This window comes from Terribacillus sp. JSM ZJ617 (assembly GCF_044383785.1).
Taxonomy (GTDB): domain Bacteria; phylum Bacillota; class Bacilli; order Bacillales; family Amphibacillaceae; genus Terribacillus.
The window spans coordinates 238699-255846 of the sequence record NZ_JBISEQ010000001.1; the positions used below are offsets into that span (position 1 = coordinate 238699).

Genomic DNA, 17148 nt, shown 5'->3' on the forward strand with positions numbered 1-17148 from the left:
TTCACAGTAAGGTGATGAGGGACATAGCTAGTAAAGAAGAATTGCAGCAGGAAAATGAACAGCTGAAGAAGAAACTGGCAGAATATGAAGCAATGATCAAGGAATTATCCGCACCGATGATTCCATCCATCGTACCGAATACAATGCTCGTTCCGCTGACTGGTACATTTTCTGTAGAGCGTTTTACTCATATACAAGATAAAATCGTAGGCAGCGTCGTGGATGTTGATGCAGATACAGTCATCATTGATCTTACTGGCATCAACTACTTGGATATAGACACAATAGGCTACAGGGAGCTAAGTGCAAATATAAAGAATCTGACAGAGGCGCTGAAGCTGATGGGAGTCGAAACGATATTCGTCGGGTTTTCAGCTAAATTGGTTCAGAAGCTAGTCCTATCTAATTCTGGGTTCCAAGGATTCGAGTCGTATTCCACATTCCGCGCGGGACTCAAAAGCCTATTAAAGCGGAAGGGCATGGAAATTAGAAAAGTAGAAGAATAAGCAAATGGAAGCTCTCATTATGATGAGAGCTTTTTTACTATACTTTTCCATTATATTGACAGATTTCTTACAGTTGTCGTAAGGTGTTACCATTAGCGACATTACTGCTTACTTTCAATCTTGTTTTTTTGATATAATGCGAGGTAATCAAAGGTATTTATAAAGTTAGGTGATGATCATAAAAAAACTGAAGAACGTCCTATTCTTCCTGCTTGGAACCATCTTCTTAGGCTTCGGGATAGCAGGAATCGTTTTGCCGGTATTGCCAGGCGGCCCGTTCTTGATGATAGCTGCATTTTGTTATGCAAAAAGCTCCAAACGAATTGATGATTGGTTTAAAAGCACCACTTTCTATACTAAATATGTACTGGCTATCAAAGAAAAGAAAGGCATGACTCTGAAAGAAAAAATCCGAATCAACTTAATAGCGGATGCCTTCATTCTGTTTTCGGTATTTTATATTGATATATGGCTTGTGAAAATCGTATTAATTGTACTAGGTCTGATTAAGCATTATTATTTCATAAAGAAAATTAAAACAATAAAGCCCGAAGAAGTAAGCGGCGGCATTAAGAACCGTGCGTAATTTATATAGCTGTATATAAAGAAAGACCGTTTCCTGAATGGAACACGGTCTTTTCTTATGAGATCTTATGTCCCACAGCTATCCATCGGCTATCAATATCTTCAAAAACAAACTCCTTATTACCGTAGTCAGTAATCATTAATGGGCGGACGATAGTGATCCCTTTGTCTAAAAATTCCTGCTGCATTGCTGCCTGTTTGTCTGTAATGAAATACGCATCATATCCGTAGCCATACTGTATACGATTTGGGAAGATCTTATGAATTGCTGATTGTGTCAAAATCAGTTCGATAGTATCACGGTAGAGGCATATATGCGGCTCCATACTATTAAGATAAGGAACAGATCGGAATCCTATTTTTTTGTAAAAAGCTGCAGTTTTCTGTATATCTGGACATGGGAAAATCTGCAGGACATGGGAAAAGGATGCTTGTGTCATGAGGACGTACCGTTCAGGGCAGCAGTACACGCGAGCTGAGTATGAAATGATGTGAGATTGATATGTAAAGTGTTCATATTCTTTCCTCCTTCAATTATCTATACGCTTTTATCAGCTGATTTTCCTTCCTAGGGGACATAGGCTTCACATATACGTGATTCATCTACATAAAAGTAATATGGAGTTTAATCTCGATTAGCGACCTTTTCATCTATGCACGTAGTAAAAGAGCGATGGAAGAAAGATTGCTACGTTTAAAGGTCAGGAGAATTCTTATGATGGTAGGAGTACTTGTTTTACTTCTGGCGCTAATTTTACATGCTATACTTTAATGAGTTAGTTTAACAAATAATGGGATATTTGTGTAAGCATTATACTTCTGAAGCAGGGAAGGGGGCTGCGATTATGAACTTATTAAATAATTTCGTATTGCTGAAGGCTTCTATAACAGAAGAGGATTATGGAATAGGGAAAGTAGCGGCTTCCATTAGTGACTGGTTCGCGAGCTTTGAAGAATTTTTAGAAAGCCTTGTACGCATGTTTCTGCTTCTTAGCTCTGGCATTGTCTTGTGTATAGGTCTATTACTCTTTCTTGCCTTTTTCTGGTATGGTAACAAAAACGGCATTGTAAGGGGGAGTGGGATGAAAGTTTTTTCGCTTTGGCTGCGCATTGCTACCTTTGCTATCATAACTTTATGGCTAATAGCTCATTATTATCCGGAAATAAGCGCTCTGCGGTTTATGCAAAGCAGTTGGCTAGCTGCTGTTGCCGTTATTTTAGTAATTGGCGGAGCTTTGGCGGGGAGAAATTTGATTTATGATCTTATCTGTCTGGCAATCTTTCTCTTCTTTTTGACGGTGTTGAATATAGTAAGGCCTGCACAAGATACAGGATTTGGTTTCAATCAATTTTACTATTGGGGATTAACTTTCCTAATGATATGGCAAATGGTACTTATAAGAATTAGAAAAGCACGGCACGATGAAACAGCATGAAGAAGCACGGGCAGTCATTCTGTCCGTGCTTTTGTTTTCCATGAACAATAATAGCGGTAATATACTGCAGGGATGAAAGTACAAATACAAGGCCTAAGGCTAATATCGTCCAAGCCCCGGTGACAAATAGAAGATTGTATATATAGTTTCACATACACTTAGCATGACATTCCGAGTTAAATGGAAGCACAAATCATTTAAAGACTATTAACTTTTTGGTAGTCTATATTTCATAGCTCCTTTACCCTTCTCTTTTTTTACAATCGAAATAAAAAGGAACCCCCGATCTCAGGGATTCCTTCTACTAACTATTTTCACTACAATACAGGTCAGTACGCAGCAGTATGGGCATGGCGGTCTCTGATCACTTTATTATTGACATAACGATGGAAGAACCATTCGGCAATGCCAATTACCACTGTAGAAATCAAAGATGCCAACACAACATTATCATCAGGATTCAATAAAGCTTCCCCTAACGCCCAAAGAACGATGAAAGTCAGAACAGCATCGCTGATCGTAGCGATTGAATTTCGCTTTTTAAAATCGCCATCTGACTTATCACGATCACCTGCTTTTCTTAGAATCAGTAAGTCACCGATTACATACGCAGCGACTGTCAACACAACACTCATCAGCAGTGTATCACTGAATTCTGCGTCGAACATAAGGGTGAATACAATCCATAAAACAGCTAAAATCATGATGAATTTGATCAAAAGTGCTTTCACATGTTTCATTTATATCACTCCTTCTTTTTCATCTATATACCATTTGGAGTGGAGGGTTAAACCAATTCGTTTGTATTTTTCCATGATGTCAGACTATAGCATCTTCTGGTTCGGTTGAAGGTACTTTATTGTCAAGTTGGGTTCTTATTCTGTAAAAAGCAGATAGTGTCACAGCGGGATTATTGCATTTCAGCCTTCCAATCCTGCAATTCATCCGAAGATTTACGCTTTCTGTAATGTAAACGCTATCAATAGTTGGATTGTCCCGTATAGTGGAGGAGTAGATAACTTCTGCTTTGAGGGGGCGGAACAATATGAATGCGATTACAATGGTGATCGGGTCGATTTGTATTTTGATGATTGTGTACCGCTTATATGGAACATTCATGGCGGTAAAGGTGCTCAAGCTGGATGATTCAAAGAAAACACCAGCGCATGAGCTGGAGGATGGCAAGGATTATGTGCCGACAAACAAATGGGTGTCATTCGGACACCATTTCGCGGCAATTGCTGCGGCAGGTCCGCTTGTTGGACCGATTTTGGCAGCACAGTTCGGTTACTTGCCAGGTTTGTTATGGCTATTGATTGGTGCAGTTATCGGGGGAGCTGTCCATGATATGGTTGTCTTGTTTGCATCCATGCGGCAAAAGGGAGAGTCGGTTGCGGAAATTGCGAAACGGGAGCTTGGACCTGTTGCCGGGTTCTGTACAGGACTTGCCATGCTATTCATTATCACGATTACGATGGCGGGCTTATCCTTGGTTGTATTGCATGCTCTGGAAGAGAATCCGTGGGGGACATTCTCGGTTGGTATCACGATTCCGATTGCAATGGCTGTCGGTTTGTATCATCGTAAAACTGGTAATTTGAAGCTGGCTACTATCGTCGGTTTCGCGCTGATCATGGCTGGCGTATTTGTCGGACCGCTTATCGTTGATACGCCACTAGGGGACTTTTTAACATTAGATGTAAAGACATTATCCATTCTTTTACCGATTTACGCATTCTTTGCTGCTGCATTGCCGGTGTGGTTATTGCTGGCACCGCGTGATTATTTGAGCAGTTTCTTGAAGATTGGGGTATTCCTGGCATTGATTCTAGGGGTATTCGTTGTAAACCCAGCAATTCAGATGCCGGCATTCACCGAGTTCGTCAGTGGTGGAGGACCAGTAATGAATGGTCCCGTTTGGCCGTTCATCTCAATCACGATTGCCTGCGGGGCAATCTCAGGCTTCCACGCTTTTGTAGGTTCTGGTACAACACCTAAAATGATCAATCGCTGGAGTGACATCAAGCCGGTCGGTTTCGGCGCGATGCTTGTAGAGTGTGTAGTCGGAATCATGGCCTTGATTGCAGCAACAGCTCTTCATCCAGGAGACTATTTTGCGATCAACTCCACTCCAGCTGTTTTCCAGACGCTCAATATGAGTACAGTGAACCTGGCGAGTTTGAGCGAATCCATCGGACTTGATCTGGAAGGAAGGACAGGAGGAGCTGTTACGTTGGCGGTCGGGATGACGTTTATATTCACATCCATCTCCTGGTTCGACAATTTGGCATCGTTCTTCTTCCAATTTGTGATCATGTTCGAGGCATTGTTCATTCTGACAGCGATTGATTCCGGTACACGTGTCGCGCGCTACTTGATCCAGGATTTCGGCAGTGTCTTTTACAAGCCGCTTAAACGTGTCGACTGGCTGCCAGGTAATATTTTCGCCAGTGCGCTCGCCTGCTTCTTGTGGGGATACCTGCTGTTCTCCGGAGATATCAGCTCCGTTTGGGCATTGTTCGGTGTATCCAACCAGCTGATGGCTTCCATCGGATTGATTATTGGAGCGACCATCATACTGAAGATCGCAGATAAACGCCGCTATATGCTTACCTGCCTAATCCCGCTCGCGTATCTATACGTGACGGTCAACTACGCAGGGTATTGGATGGTAACGAATGTATACTTGAATGCAGAAGCAGCTGGCTACAACCTGCTTAACGGTATCCTATCGATTATCATGCTTGTCCTCGGACTTGTCATCATGGTGACAGCTATCCGCAATTGGATGCAGAACTGGAATCGACCGGATGTAGCGCTAAGAAGAGAGTCTGTATAAAAGGGGGAAAGACCGGTGCATTGTGCCGGTCTTTTGCGTTTAAAAAAAATAATGGGAATAACCTGTTGACAGGATAAATTAAACTGATATATAATTATCTCGAATTCGAGATAAAAAACTTCTTCTAGAATGCTCATATTTTTTTAGCCTAATATCTCGAATTCGAATTAAATGAAATTATATTTTTTTAATCATATATCTCGAATTCGAGGTAATGAGGAGATGAAGAAGAGATGGCAGATTTTATCGAGTTAGTAAATAAGCGGAGATCGGCAAGCAACTTTCTCCCGGACAAACCGATTACAAAAAAAGAACTTGATGAGATCTTCAATGTGGTGAAGCTAGGTCCATCAGCGTTCAACCTGCAGCACACGAATTACGTGGTTGTTTTAGATCCTGAAAAGAAACAAAAAATGAAAGATGCAGCAAATGGACAGTACAAGGTTGAGAGTTCTTCGGCAGTGATACTTGTACTAGGCGATAAACAAGCCTTCGAGCAAGCAGCCGACATTTATCAAGGCTTGAATTTATTAGGTGTCATCAATAAACAAGAATATGACCTTATGGTGACAGATACTGTTTCTTTCTATGAAGAACGAGGGCAGGAATTTCACCGGGACGAAGCAATCCGTAATGCGTCCCTTTCCGCTATGCTGTTCATGCTGGCGGCTAAGGAAAAAGGCTGGGACACTTGTCCGATGATCGGCTTTGACGCTGTCAAAGTTAAAGAGGAACTAAACATACCTGATCAATATGAAGCCGTGCTGATGATTACCATCGGCAAAGAAAAAACAGAAAGCAGAAAGCCAAGAGGATATCGCAGACCGACTAGTGAATTTGTTAGTTATCAATAAAAAAATAGGGAGTGAATAGACATGACAAAACAAACACAAGGAATTCACCATATAACCGCAATTGTAGGACATCCACAGGAAAACACTGATTTTTATGCTGGTGTATTAGGACTTCGTCTCGTGAAAAAGACTGTGAACTTCGATGACCCGGGCACATACCATCTTTACTTTGGAGATGAAAACGGTAAACCCGGCACGATAATCACCTTCTTCCCTTGGCCGAATGCGTATCAAGGGAGAATTGGTGACGGTCAAGTTGGCGTCACATCTTATGTGGTTCCAAAAGGTGCATTGACTTTCTGGGAGAACAGACTGGAAAAATTCAAAATTGCGTTTACGAAAGCAGAACGTTTCGGGGAGAAATACTTACAATTCGATGATGTACATGGACTGCATTTAGAAATCGTGGAAAGAGAAGCAGGCGAAACGAATACATGGACGTTTGGTGGTGTGACACCTGACGTTGCGATCAAAGGATTCGGGGGGGCGACACTTTACTCTAAGACTCCTGGTGCAACAGCAGAGCTGCTCGAGCAAATGGGATTGGCGAAAGTAGGAGAAGAGGGTGATTATGTCCGCTACCAAGCTATAGGCGATATTGGTAATATCATTGATATTAAACTCACAACGAGCGGAAAAAGCCAAATGGGCGTCGGTACTGTTCACCACATTGCATGGCGTGCAAGCGATGATCAGGATCAGCTGGATTGGAGTGAGTATGTGGATGGACTTGGCTATGGCGTCACACGCGTTCAAGATAGGAACTACTTCAATGCCATCTACTTCCGGGAGCACGGTGAAATTTTATTCGAAATCGCAACAGATCCTCCAGGATTTGCGATTGATGAATCACAGGAAACAATGGGTGAGAAATTGATGCTGCCAGCGCAGTATGAGCAGCATCGCAGTAAGATCGAAAATAATGTGTTGCCATTCGAGGTTAGAGTTTTAGATTGATGTCAGCGAAACATGTGGTTTTGTGCCAGCAACAGGGGAGAGCATCGCGGAGAGATGAGCAGGTAAATCTTTAGTAAGATCGGCGAAATCATCTACTGAATGGCCAAAAAAAGTCGCTATCTCATGGAGGAAGGATTGAGAAAAATGCTTCAAACAGCGGGAATCCACCATATCACCTCAATGGTTAATGACGCACAAAGAACAGTTGATTTTTATGCAGGTGTTCTTGGTTTAAGACTCGTGAAAAAAACGATCAACTTTGACAGGCCGGAGGTATACCATCTCTATTTTGGAAATGAGCTAGGCAGTCCCGGTACGATCATCACATTCTTTCCGTGGCCAAAACAGCTCAAGGGTCGTATTGGGAAAGGGCAAGTCGGCGTAACTAGCTACAGCATCCCAGATGGAGCTCTTCCGTTCTGGGAGCAGCGGCTGAAGCAATATGAGATAGTGACAGAATCTGCTGTTCGCTTCGGCGAAAGGTATCTGCACTTTGTTGATCCGGACGGTCTTCGCCTGGAGCTGGTGGAACGGATACAGGGGCCAGTGAACAGCTGGAGCTTTGGCAGCATCACATCAGCAGTTGCGATAAAAGGATTTGCCGGTGCGACATTGTATTCGGCGGCGCCTCATCAAACAACTGATATTCTGGAGAACGTTCTGGGGATGACCTGCATCGGCCAGGAAGGGGATTATCTCCGATTCCGGGCTGAATCTGACATTGGCAATACCCTCGATATTCAGCTCACACCTACAGCCCGTGGCTTAATGGGTGCTGGAACTGTTCACCATATTGCCTGGCGCGCAAAAAGCGATGAAGAGCAGAAGAAGTGGCGCGAGCTTTTGGAAGAGAAAGGTCATTATCCGACGGAGATAACCGATCGAAATTATTTCAATGCATTATATTTCCACGAACCTGGCGGTATCCTTTTCGAAATCGCGACAGATCAGCCAGGCTTTTCCGTGGATGAACAAACGGAACAGCTGGGAGAAAAACTGATGCTGCCAGCCTGGTTTGAATCCAAACGTGATGAATTGGAACAAACACTGCCGGACATCACAGTTAGAGTTTTGGAGGGAGATAAACAATGAAGCACTTTTATCATAAAGGAAAAGATAGCACCAAGCCGACCTTCCTGCTGCTGCACGGAACCGGCGGAAATGAATTAGATTTATTGCCGCTAGCGGGAAGAATCGATGGAGATGCTTCCGTACTGAGCGTGCGGGGAAACGTCTTGGAAAATGGCATGCCGCGCTTTTTCAGGCGTTTAGCGGAAGGTATTTTTGATGTGGAGGATCTTGTATACCGTACAGAGGAATTAAATAAGTTCCTTGATGAAGCAGCGGCTGAATATGATTTCGACCGGGATAACGTCATCGCAATCGGCTACTCAAATGGCGCCAATATCGCTGCAAGCCTGCTGTTCCATTATCAGAATAGCTTAAAAGGTGCCATTCTCCATCACCCTATGGTGCCAAGAAGAGGGATCGAGCTTCCGGATCTAACCGGCAAAAAAGTCTTTATTACCGCCGGGACGAATGATCCAATCTGTCCACCGGCGGAATCAACGGAACTGGTAAAGCTGTTGGAAGAAGCACATGCAGATGTTCAGCTTCATTGGGAAAACAACGGACATCAGCTAACAAACACAGAAGTGGAAGCAGCTCGCGAATGGTATGTTGACTAAACAGTTAAAAAATTGACAGCGCGAGTGTATATCAATAGATAGGGTTGATTCTAAGCAAGCATGAAAGCAATACATGACACATGAGGAGTGCTAACACAAATGGGATTTTTAGATAAATTATTCGGAAAAACAAAGGAGAATGAAACAATGGAAAACGTAAAATTAGCAGTAGTTTATTACAGCATGGGTGGCACGAACTATCAAATGGCGAAATGGGCTGAAGAAGCAGCAAAAGAAGCAGGCGCAGAAGTAAAAGTACTGCAAGTGCAGGAACTTGCACCGCAATCTGTCATTGATGCGAACCCAGCTTGGAAAGCACAAACAGAAGCAACAAAAGACGTACCTGTTGCGTCTTCTGCTGATTTGGAATGGGCTGATGCAATTATATTCAGCGTGCCAACACGTTTCGGTAACATGCCATCCCAAATGAAGCAATTCCTTGATCTCCAAGGCGGTCTATGGGCAACCGGCAAAACAATCAACAAAGTAGTCAGCGCCATGACATCTGCGCAAAACCCGCACGGCGGACAAGAAGCAACATTGCTTTCCCTTTACACATCCATGATGCACTGGGGTGCAATCATTGCAACACCAGGCTACACAGATCCAGTTCTATTCGCAGCTGGAGGCAATCCTTATGGTACGAGTGTAACAGTGGGTCAAGACGGTAAGATGATTGAAGATGTAGAAGCAGCTGTGAAGCACCAGGCAAAACGTACTGTGTCTGTTGCGGAATGGGTTAAGAAAGGAAATCAATAATAACTGTATTATATAGAACACTTCTCGCAGAGAAGTGTCCTTTTTTAGTTAGACCGAATTAAGTCAGTTAATTGGTACACCCATCTGTTTTCTCGCCTGATCAAGTATTTCCATGGTAATAATTGAATTTTCCCATGTATTGACCGAAGACTGCAGCGTATTCGTTTGGATGAGCTGGATGAACTCGGCTATTTCGTAGCACATCGGGTCATAATCCTGCAGTCTGCTAATGTCTTCACTCGTTCCGTCAGGATAATGTATTTCTGCACCTTTTGGACTGGAGATATGGTCAACTACAATCGTACCTTTTTCACCGATGATTTCCGTAGGAAGATAGGAGTTCGTGATGCAGGAGAACATGACACTCGCTTTGACTTCATCATAGTCAAGCAGCATATGCCCTTGTCCGTCGACGCCTGATTCCAAAAGGGTGCCCGTCGTTTGGATTGATGTTGGTCTGCCAAACAGTGCAACCAATGGTGCGATAGTGTAAACACCAAGATCCATTAAAGCTCCTCCAGACAAGGCTGGATTGAATAGGTTTGGCAGCGACCCGTTTTTTAAATCGTCATAGAATACAGAGTACCGGCAGCTGGAAGAAAAGTAAGATCGTACCGGGCCGATTTTATGCAGATGTTCTTTGACGGAAAGGAAGTTGGGCATGAATGTAGATTTCATAGCTTCCATGAGAACGACGCCTTCTTGTTCTGCTTTTTGGATCATTTGTGATACTTCCGTGCTGTTGGAGGCAAAAGGCTTTTCGCAAAGAACATGCTTGCCACTCTCCATAAACAATAAGGCTTGCTCCGCATGAAGGGCATTGGGACTGGCTATGTAGACGGCGTCTATTCCATCATGTTTAGCCATCTCGTTTATATTTGTAAAGGCGAATTGAAGCTGATGTTTCTTAGTAAATGCTTGTCCTTTTTCTTCCGATCTGGAAAAAACAGCTGTGACTTTAAAATCCCCATGCTGTCTGCCAGCTGCAATGAATCTCTCGGTAATCCAATTTGTTCCGACAACACCGAATCTAATCAACTTGCATCCACATCCTCTCTAGGGCGGTATACTATTTCACTTATAAGACAATATTACTCCATATCAGCGTTAAATAGCAGAGAGATCTTTGACTAGAGTAACGTTCGAACATATTTCTTAGGACCTTATTAAGAAATTAGATGAGAGGTTAGGGTGACTTTTTTGAAAATCATAGCTGCAGTTACACATGCGCAAGGAGAAGATTTCAAGATCGAGGAAGTGGATTTGCAGGAGCCAAAAGCAAATGAAGTATTAATCAAAGTCGTGGCTTCTGGTGTTTGTCATACAGATGCAGTTGCAAGGGATGCGGGGTTATCACCTTTTCCGGTAGTACTGGGGCATGAAGGGTCCGGTGTTATCGAGAAAACAGGCAGTGGTGTCCGCAATCTTGAAGCTGGTGATCATGTTGTTTTGTCGTTCGCATCCTGTGGAGAATGTGAAAATTGCTTATCTGCACACCCAGCAGCTTGTGTGCGTTTCAATGAATTGAACTTTGACGGCAAAATGGAGGATCATACACATCGACTTCATCAGCATGACCACGAGGTTTCTACATTTTTCGGACAATCCTCCTTTGGTACATATGCCATCGTGAATGAGCGTAATGTCGTGAAAGTGGACAAAGATGTTGATCTAGCATTGCTCGGACCGCTTGGCTGTGGAATTCAAACGGGCAGTGGTACTGTTCTGAATAAATTGAAACCAGAATTCGGTTCAACAATCGCTATTTATGGCTGCGGAGCAGTTGGCTTGAGTGCTATCATGGCTGCCAAAATTGCTGGCTGCGAGCGAATCATTGCTGTTGATGTACATGACAGAAGATTGGAGCTGGCGAAGGAATTAGGCGCTACAGATGTATTCAATGGTTCAAAGGTTGATGTAGTTAAGGAAATCAAGGCTATTACAAATGGCGGTACAAATTATGCAATTGATACAACGGGTGTACCTCCAGTTGTCCGCCAGTCCTTGCATGCACTTCGCCCGCTTGGAGTAGGTGCTATCGTAGGGGTGACGCCGACAATGGAAATCGATGTGCATAATGACATTATGGCCGAAGGCAAAGCCATGATTGGTGTTATTGAAGGAGACGCAGTACCGAAACTGTTCATTCCAAAACTCATTGATTATTACAAGAAGGGATTATTCCCATTCGACAGACTGGTGAAGTTCTATGATTTCGACCAGATTAACGAAGCCTTTGCTGATTCAAAGGCTGGAGTTGCATTGAAGCCAGTTTTGAAGATCAGCTAAGAAATGATAGCCTTGTATCCTCCTGGAAAAAGAAGTTCTCAAATGAGAAACGGACATCAGTATCATATGATGTCCGTTCTTTAATTTCGTAAAGTGTTTATTTATCCTTTAAGAGAAATACTGTACTGCCAAGATCGGTTGGCTTTTCTGTAATTCTATGATGATTTGCATATCCGACTAAGCTACTTATAACAATAGTACCTATCAGTACCAATGAAAAGATAACCTTCTTCAAACAAATCCTCCTCTTTTTATGTAAGAGTTAACAGATAGTATTTCATTGCAAGATCATGCTGATTGTTATCTGCATAGTATTGCGCTAGTTCTTTCGAAAAAAGCCTGACGTTATAATTATCTTCTACTCTTTGAAAATAATTTATCCCCTCCTGCCAGACAATCTCAAAATTCAGCCTGTCTTCATATTTTTTATGCAGCATTGCGAATTCCCATTTCTTTGTCATATCATTTTCTTCAATGCTTGCTTGAAATCCTTCTTTATAGCATGCTATCGCTTTAGAAGGTTGATTTGTTTTCCAATAACAATCAGTTAATAAGAATAAGATTTTTAATTCAATTCGTTTTTGTTTTCCTTGCAATGCTGCATTAAGATAGGGAATTGCCATAGCCGGCAAACCACGCTTCACATAAAGCACACCTAGATTAAGATTTGTAGAAGAGATAAAATTTTGATTTTCTTTTTCCTCGAAAATTGTTAAAGCTTTGAGAAGAGATTTTTCAGCTGAGTCGTAGTTGAGCTGATCTATGTAATTCAATCCCTGCAGCATGTGTGTCCGTGCAAGCAGGAATTCCAGTCTTTTCGTAGATTTGAATATTTTTGAAGCTCTTGCAGTGTGAAGAACAGACAGGTTGGTAATGTCGAGAAAATAATAGGTCATGGCTTTTCGAAGGTGGAATTCACCTATGCTTATAGGATCATCCAGGTGTTCGATGTAATGCTCAGCTTTCTCAAAATAATGAAGTGCAATTTGGTAATCTCCTTCATCATAGAAAAGAATACCTTCTGCTAAGTGCAAGAAATATCGGTGGGTATCATGGAAGTGGTCTTGGTGTGCTTTTGCATTATCAAGTGATACAACGCTATTTAAAGCGTCTTTTAATATCAAATAATAGCGGCTCTCAAAGAGGTGATATGTGATAAGCGTCTCGACATCAAACTCGTTGATATGTTTCCTAAGCTCTTGATGGATAGTTGCAGCAGTACCTTTTTTATCAAGCTGAATACTGACAGACCAATTATCCATCAAAGCCGCAATATCGAAGTGATTCGGGAGATTGCGTCCCATAGTGAAAGGCTCCTTTTATAAATATTATTATCAGATACAATTCTACCATTTTTTGTTGATTGTTGAATTGGAAAACTAGGGATTGGAAGGAGATATTAGTAAGATTAAAGTATTTCATATCCTGGAACAGAAATAAAGAATAATGAGACAGAGCTGATGATCTAAAATATACAAAGAAAAAGCTCTCCTTCTTAGGAGGGCTTTTAGTGTAGACGTGATCATTTTGTTTTTCCATGCAGCAGAAAATGCAGCACAATGAAAAATAAGCCGATTATCCCAGCAATAATGGGAAACCATAGGGAACCGGTTTGATAATACCCTTGCATCACATCTTCATCAGATAGCATTACTTCATGCGGAAAAGCCCTAGAAAACAAATCAACGAAAAAGAACATTACAATTGAAATGGCAATAAAAATGATTCCGGAAATAAAGTACATTGATCTCAATTCTCCTTTAAGTAATGATATAAATAATGAGCTTTGCAGCAGGATTCCATCAAATAAGCTGGCATCTAAAGCAGGATGCTATTATTTATGAAGGCTGTCATAATTTATAAATAAGATTTAGTAAATCAGGCATTTATTCCTTTAAGAAAATATTATATTTTTTTAATGTAAATATAAATCTCTATAACAGATAAACCTGCTTTTAGACAGGTTCTTATAAGATTCGGCGCCTATCCTATGGAAGGCGTCGTTTTGTGTTAGCCTAATTAATCAAATCTTTACAAGAAACGTGCTGAGAGAAAATCTATGTTTGTTACATTTATATTAGGGTACAAAGAAGTGAAATACTGCGATTGCGCTATTAATTATTTTAGAATATTTCCTTGGAAACTAAAATAACATGAGTTTGTTTAGAGTCATGAAAGAGATCAGATGGAAATGGATGAAGAAATAAACTATCAGACTATTATTCTAAGATGCGGGGTGTATTATGGTCAAAGATACGTTGGAAATTTTAAGTCAATTCATTTTCTTCATAGGATTATTATTTACATTGGTATTTGTTTATAAAGTAGTCTACATAATTGTTGCCTTTAAAGCGAGAAAAACCAAAGAATCAGGTGAGAAAGAAGTTCCTCTTCGTAAATACGCTTTCTTAATTCCGGCTCGAAATGAAGAGCTCGTTATCGGACAGTTGATCGAAAGTATAAAAAACCAGAATTATCCTAAGGAGTTATATGATATCTTCGTCATTGCTGACAACTGTACGGATAATACAGCCCACATTGCCCGGGAAGCAGGAGCGATTGTCGCGGAACGCTTCAATGATAAGCTGGTTGGGAAGGGATATGCGCTTAAGCATATACTTAATATCATTGAAATGGACTATTCATCTGAAAATTACGATGGATACTTTGTATTTGATGCGGATAATCTTCTTGATGAGAATTACATTCTTGAGATGAACAGAACCTTTAATAAAGGATACAGGGTTATAACGAGCTACAGGAACTCCAAAAACTATGATCAAAATTGGATTACATCTGGATATGCACTTTGGTTTTTGTATGAAGCAGAGTTCCTTAACCGTCCAAGGATGTTTCTTAAAACAAGTTGTGCCGTTTCAGGAACCGGATTCTTAGTGAATGCTGATGTTTTTAAAGAAAATGGCGGCTGGGTCCATCATCTTCTTACAGAAGACATCGAATTCACAGTCGCTCAGATTATTAAAGGTGAAAAGATTGGATATTGCAGCAGCGCAGTATTTTATGACGAACAGCCTTCAACATTCAGTCAATCCTGGAAACAGCGTTTGCGTTGGGCTAAGGGATTTTACCAGGTCTTCATGAAATACGGTAAAGAGCTATCTTATGGTATGTTGCGTGGAAAAGGCAATAGATTTTCATGCTTTGATATGATGATGACGGTGCTGCCTGTAGTGATTGTTTCTATTCTCTGCCTTATCGGTAATGTACTGATACTTTTACTAGTATCCTTAGAAGGAAAAGGACTGTTTGAGACCTATCTTATAGGCGGAGCTTTAGGGGTTCTGTGGATTTATGGATTGCTGTTTGTACTTGGGCTTATTACGACCATAATGGAGTGGAGTAAAATCCGTTGTCCAAACTGGAAGAAAATCTTTTATCTGTTCACTTTTCCGCTCTTTTTGTTTACCTATCTGCCAATCTCCATCGTGGCGTTGTTCAAGAAAATTGAATGGAAGCCGATTCCGCATACAGTTGTGAAATCGCTCGATGACCTGCGCCAACGATCTTGATTTGTTAATGTTCATTTAGCAGTACTGTAGATTAAATTAATATCTCAAACTTGAATGCTAACCTTGCTACTCGTCTTATTTTGTTATTGGATTCTAATGGAAGCAAAAATCCCCCTCTATCTTTAAAAGGAGGGGGATTTACGTTCTATAATCTATTTAATCGCTTTACTCACTCTTAACTTTTTCCCTTTGATAGTCGTATTTTCCATGGCTTGTAAGACAATTGAGCCCTTTCCATTCAGAATATCGACATATGACATTTGATCCTGGATAGTTATAATGCCGATATCTTCTGCTGAGACTCCAGGGATTTTTGCGATCGTTCCAACAAAATCAACAGCACGAATTTTCTTCTTTTTACCACCATTGAAATGGAGCTTCATAATATCTTGATTAATTCGGGCTGTTTTATTATTTCTTACAATGCGTTTGCTGCTGAGTTTTTCTTCAAAAGCGTCTTTTCCCTCAGCAACCTCAAGGCGATCGGGAGCTTCTGTAGTAGGTATGTCAAAGCCGATGTATCTTTCAATCGCTTTTATGAATCTTCCTTCATAAGGAGTCGAGAACGTGATGGCTTTTCCTTTATTTCCGGCACGGCCGGTTCTTCCAGTTCGGTGTACATAAGCTTCTTTTTCCATCGGAACGTCATAGTTGATGACAAGTTTCACATTATCAATGTCAATACCTCGGGCAGCTACATCGGTTGCCACCAGATATCGGAATTTTCCCGTTTTGAAGCCTTCCATAACAGCAAAACGGTCTTCTTGTTCTAGTCCCCCGTGGAGCCTCTCACAAGGATAACCAGCTTCACTCAGCTCATTATATACAGTATCTACGTGTTCTTTCGTTCGGCAGAAAATGAGGCAGCTGTCTGGATTTTCTACAACTGTGACGTCTTTGAGAAGTGAAATCTTATCTTCTTCTTTTGCTTCGATTAATAAATGTTCAATGGTATCGGCTGTGACTCCGGTAGATTCAATCTCAATACGCGCAGGGTCTTTCATATATTTAAGGCAAAGATTTTCAATATCTTTAGGGAAGGTAGCAGAAAAAACCATGGTTACTCGGTTAGAAGGCAGCTTTTTAATGATCGCTTCCACTTCATCAATGAAACCTCTATTTAGCATTTCATCAGCTTCATCTATGATAAGATACTTTATTTGATCCAAGACTAAGGTCTCGCGTTCAATATGATCCATGACCCTTCCAGGCGTGCCAACGACTACATGTGTTTTTTGTTGTAATTCATCCTTTTGCTTCTTAAAAGGTTCTTTTCCATAAACAGCTACTGCTTTAATACGTTTAAACCGACCGATATTCGTGATATCTTGACGGACTTGAACCGCAAGCTCCCTAGTTGGGGTAAGGACTAAGGCCTGTGGTTTCTTTTCCTCCCATGCCACCATATCGGAGACGGGAATACCAAAGGAGGCAGTCTTACCGCTTCCTGTTTGAGCTTTTACGAGAAGATCTTTATTTTCCAATGCTAATGGAATGACTTCACTTTGAACCTCTGTTGGAGTTTCGTATTTTAACACATCTAGTGCTCTTTTTATTTCTTCACCTACATGGTAATCCGCAAAACTACTTTTACTCATTTTTTAACCTCGTTTTTTGATTTCGTCATATATATAGTATTATTTCCAACAAATATTATATGCACTATCTGAATAGGCTTTATTATACTTGAAAAGTGAGGGGCATA

18 protein-coding genes are annotated in these 17148 nt (G+C 41.3%); 11 read left to right on the plus strand and 7 right to left on the minus strand.

Going from position 1 to position 17148, the window contains the following annotated elements; all coding sequences use genetic code 11:
• Positions 1-14 precede the first annotated feature (14 nt).
• Positions 15-506 carry an STAS domain-containing protein gene (locus ACH6C1_RS01215; RefSeq protein ID WP_366249969.1) on the plus strand — a complete coding sequence of 164 codons (492 nt, stop codon included), beginning with the start codon at positions 15-17 and terminating at the stop codon, positions 504-506.
• 172 nt (positions 507-678) lie between these two features.
• On the plus strand, positions 679-1092 hold the full coding sequence (locus ACH6C1_RS01220) for a YbaN family protein (RefSeq protein ID WP_374075529.1): 414 nt from the start codon (positions 679-681) through the stop codon (positions 1090-1092).
• A gap of 55 nt (positions 1093-1147) precedes the next feature.
• On the opposite strand, the gene ACH6C1_RS01225 is transcribed toward ACH6C1_RS01220, so the two are convergent.
• Positions 1148-1531 carry a VOC family protein gene (locus tag ACH6C1_RS01225; RefSeq protein ID WP_374073891.1) on the minus strand — a complete coding sequence of 128 codons (384 nt, stop codon included), beginning with the start codon at positions 1529-1531 and terminating at the stop codon, positions 1148-1150.
• A 405-nt stretch (positions 1532-1936) separates the two neighbouring features.
• Here ACH6C1_RS01225 and ACH6C1_RS01230 point away from each other — a divergent pair, with 405 nt between their 5' ends.
• Positions 1937-2527: a hypothetical protein gene (locus ACH6C1_RS01230; protein ID WP_374073893.1), complete on the plus strand. Its 591-nt coding sequence runs from the start codon at positions 1937-1939 to the stop codon at positions 2525-2527.
• Positions 2528-2856: 329 nt separating this feature from the next.
• On the opposite strand, the gene ACH6C1_RS01235 is transcribed toward ACH6C1_RS01230, so the two are convergent.
• A complete protein-coding gene (locus ACH6C1_RS01235; protein WP_374073895.1) occupies positions 2857-3267 on the minus strand; it encodes a YndM family protein in 411 nt (136 codons plus the stop codon).
• A 305-nt stretch (positions 3268-3572) separates the two neighbouring features.
• On the opposite strand from ACH6C1_RS01235, the gene cstA reads away from it, so the two are divergent.
• The 6 genes from cstA (at position 3573) to wrbA (ending at position 9624) form a co-directional block, all read left to right on the plus strand.
• Positions 3573-5366 carry a carbon starvation protein CstA gene (gene cstA / locus ACH6C1_RS01240; RefSeq protein ID WP_374073897.1) on the plus strand — a complete coding sequence of 598 codons (1794 nt, stop codon included), beginning with the start codon at positions 3573-3575 and terminating at the stop codon, positions 5364-5366.
• Between the two features lie 233 nt (positions 5367-5599).
• Positions 5600-6220: a nitroreductase family protein gene (locus ACH6C1_RS01245; RefSeq protein ID WP_366248177.1), complete on the plus strand. Its 621-nt coding sequence runs from the start codon at positions 5600-5602 to the stop codon at positions 6218-6220.
• A 21-nt stretch (positions 6221-6241) separates the two neighbouring features.
• Complete coding sequence (locus ACH6C1_RS01250) at positions 6242-7177, plus strand: ring-cleaving dioxygenase (protein ID WP_374073899.1); 936 nt, start codon at positions 6242-6244, stop codon at positions 7175-7177.
• Positions 7178-7321: 144 nt separating this feature from the next.
• Complete coding sequence (locus ACH6C1_RS01255) at positions 7322-8269, plus strand: ring-cleaving dioxygenase (protein WP_374075531.1); 948 nt, start codon at positions 7322-7324, stop codon at positions 8267-8269.
• Positions 8266-8865: an alpha/beta hydrolase gene (locus tag ACH6C1_RS01260; RefSeq protein WP_374073901.1), complete on the plus strand. Its 600-nt coding sequence runs from the start codon at positions 8266-8268 to the stop codon at positions 8863-8865. The genes ACH6C1_RS01255 and ACH6C1_RS01260 overlap by 4 nt, the downstream gene beginning before the upstream one ends.
• Before the next feature lie 147 nt (positions 8866-9012).
• Positions 9013-9624, plus strand: a complete 612-nt coding sequence (wrbA, locus tag ACH6C1_RS01265) for an NAD(P)H:quinone oxidoreductase (protein WP_366248175.1) — start codon at positions 9013-9015, stop codon at positions 9622-9624.
• A 63-nt stretch (positions 9625-9687) separates the two neighbouring features.
• Here wrbA and ACH6C1_RS01270 read toward each other — a convergent pair whose 3' ends face one another.
• Positions 9688-10662 carry a Gfo/Idh/MocA family protein gene (locus ACH6C1_RS01270; protein WP_374073903.1) on the minus strand — a complete coding sequence of 325 codons (975 nt, stop codon included), beginning with the start codon at positions 10660-10662 and terminating at the stop codon, positions 9688-9690.
• Between the two features lie 162 nt (positions 10663-10824).
• Between ACH6C1_RS01270 and ACH6C1_RS01275 the strand changes: the two genes are divergently transcribed.
• Positions 10825-11913 carry an NAD(P)-dependent alcohol dehydrogenase gene (locus ACH6C1_RS01275; protein WP_374073905.1) on the plus strand — a complete coding sequence of 363 codons (1089 nt, stop codon included), beginning with the start codon at positions 10825-10827 and terminating at the stop codon, positions 11911-11913.
• Between the two features lie 97 nt (positions 11914-12010).
• On the opposite strand, the gene ACH6C1_RS01280 is transcribed toward ACH6C1_RS01275, so the two are convergent.
• The 3 genes from ACH6C1_RS01280 to ACH6C1_RS01290 all read right to left on the minus strand — a co-directional run bounded on the left by ACH6C1_RS01280 (position 12011) and on the right by ACH6C1_RS01290 (position 13657).
• Positions 12011-12148 (minus strand): hypothetical protein, encoded by a 138-nt coding sequence (locus ACH6C1_RS01280; RefSeq protein WP_176466457.1) that lies wholly within the window; start codon positions 12146-12148, stop codon positions 12011-12013.
• Between the two features lie 16 nt (positions 12149-12164).
• Positions 12165-13217, minus strand: coding sequence for a tetratricopeptide repeat protein (locus ACH6C1_RS01285; protein ID WP_374073908.1), 1053 nt, complete (start codon positions 13215-13217; stop codon positions 12165-12167).
• Between the two features lie 218 nt (positions 13218-13435).
• The gene (locus ACH6C1_RS01290; protein ID WP_366248172.1) at positions 13436-13657 is read right to left on the minus strand and encodes a hypothetical protein; all 222 of its coding nucleotides are present in this window, start codon (positions 13655-13657) and stop codon (positions 13436-13438) included.
• 499 nt (positions 13658-14156) lie between these two features.
• Between ACH6C1_RS01290 and ACH6C1_RS01295 the strand changes: the two genes are divergently transcribed.
• Complete coding sequence (locus ACH6C1_RS01295) at positions 14157-15443, plus strand: glycosyltransferase family 2 protein (protein WP_366248171.1); 1287 nt, start codon at positions 14157-14159, stop codon at positions 15441-15443.
• Between the two features lie 152 nt (positions 15444-15595).
• Here the strand turns inward: ACH6C1_RS01295 and ACH6C1_RS01300 are convergent, their stop codons facing one another.
• Complete coding sequence (locus tag ACH6C1_RS01300; protein ID WP_374073911.1) at positions 15596-17041, minus strand: DEAD/DEAH box helicase; 1446 nt, start codon at positions 17039-17041, stop codon at positions 15596-15598.
• Positions 17042-17148 lie beyond the last annotated feature (107 nt).

Coding starts and splice junctions, on each gene's coding strand:
- cstA (WP_374073897.1), top strand. CDS start 3,573: ATGAATGCGATTACAATGGTGATCGGGTCGATTTGTATTTTGATGATT.
- ACH6C1_RS01290 (WP_366248172.1), bottom strand. CDS start 13,657: ATGTACTTTATTTCCGGAATCATTTTTATTGCCATTTCAATTGTAATG.
- ACH6C1_RS01260 (WP_374073901.1), top strand. CDS start 8,266: ATGAAGCACTTTTATCATAAAGGAAAAGATAGCACCAAGCCGACCTTC.
- ACH6C1_RS01285 (WP_374073908.1), bottom strand. CDS start 13,217: ATGGGACGCAATCTCCCGAATCACTTCGATATTGCGGCTTTGATGGAT.
- ACH6C1_RS01295 (WP_366248171.1), top strand. CDS start 14,157: ATGGTCAAAGATACGTTGGAAATTTTAAGTCAATTCATTTTCTTCATA.
- ACH6C1_RS01220 (WP_374075529.1), top strand. CDS start 679: ATGATCATAAAAAAACTGAAGAACGTCCTATTCTTCCTGCTTGGAACC.
- ACH6C1_RS01245 (WP_366248177.1), top strand. CDS start 5,600: ATGGCAGATTTTATCGAGTTAGTAAATAAGCGGAGATCGGCAAGCAAC.
- ACH6C1_RS01255 (WP_374075531.1), top strand. CDS start 7,322: ATGCTTCAAACAGCGGGAATCCACCATATCACCTCAATGGTTAATGAC.
- ACH6C1_RS01250 (WP_374073899.1), top strand. CDS start 6,242: ATGACAAAACAAACACAAGGAATTCACCATATAACCGCAATTGTAGGA.
- ACH6C1_RS01230 (WP_374073893.1), top strand. CDS start 1,937: ATGAACTTATTAAATAATTTCGTATTGCTGAAGGCTTCTATAACAGAA.
- ACH6C1_RS01235 (WP_374073895.1), bottom strand. CDS start 3,267: ATGAAACATGTGAAAGCACTTTTGATCAAATTCATCATGATTTTAGCT.
- ACH6C1_RS01300 (WP_374073911.1), bottom strand. CDS start 17,041: ATGAGTAAAAGTAGTTTTGCGGATTACCATGTAGGTGAAGAAATAAAA.
- ACH6C1_RS01225 (WP_374073891.1), bottom strand. CDS start 1,531: ATGACACAAGCATCCTTTTCCCATGTCCTGCAGATTTTCCCATGTCCA.
- ACH6C1_RS01215 (WP_366249969.1), top strand. CDS start 15: ATGAGGGACATAGCTAGTAAAGAAGAATTGCAGCAGGAAAATGAACAG.
- wrbA (WP_366248175.1), top strand. CDS start 9,013: ATGGAAAACGTAAAATTAGCAGTAGTTTATTACAGCATGGGTGGCACG.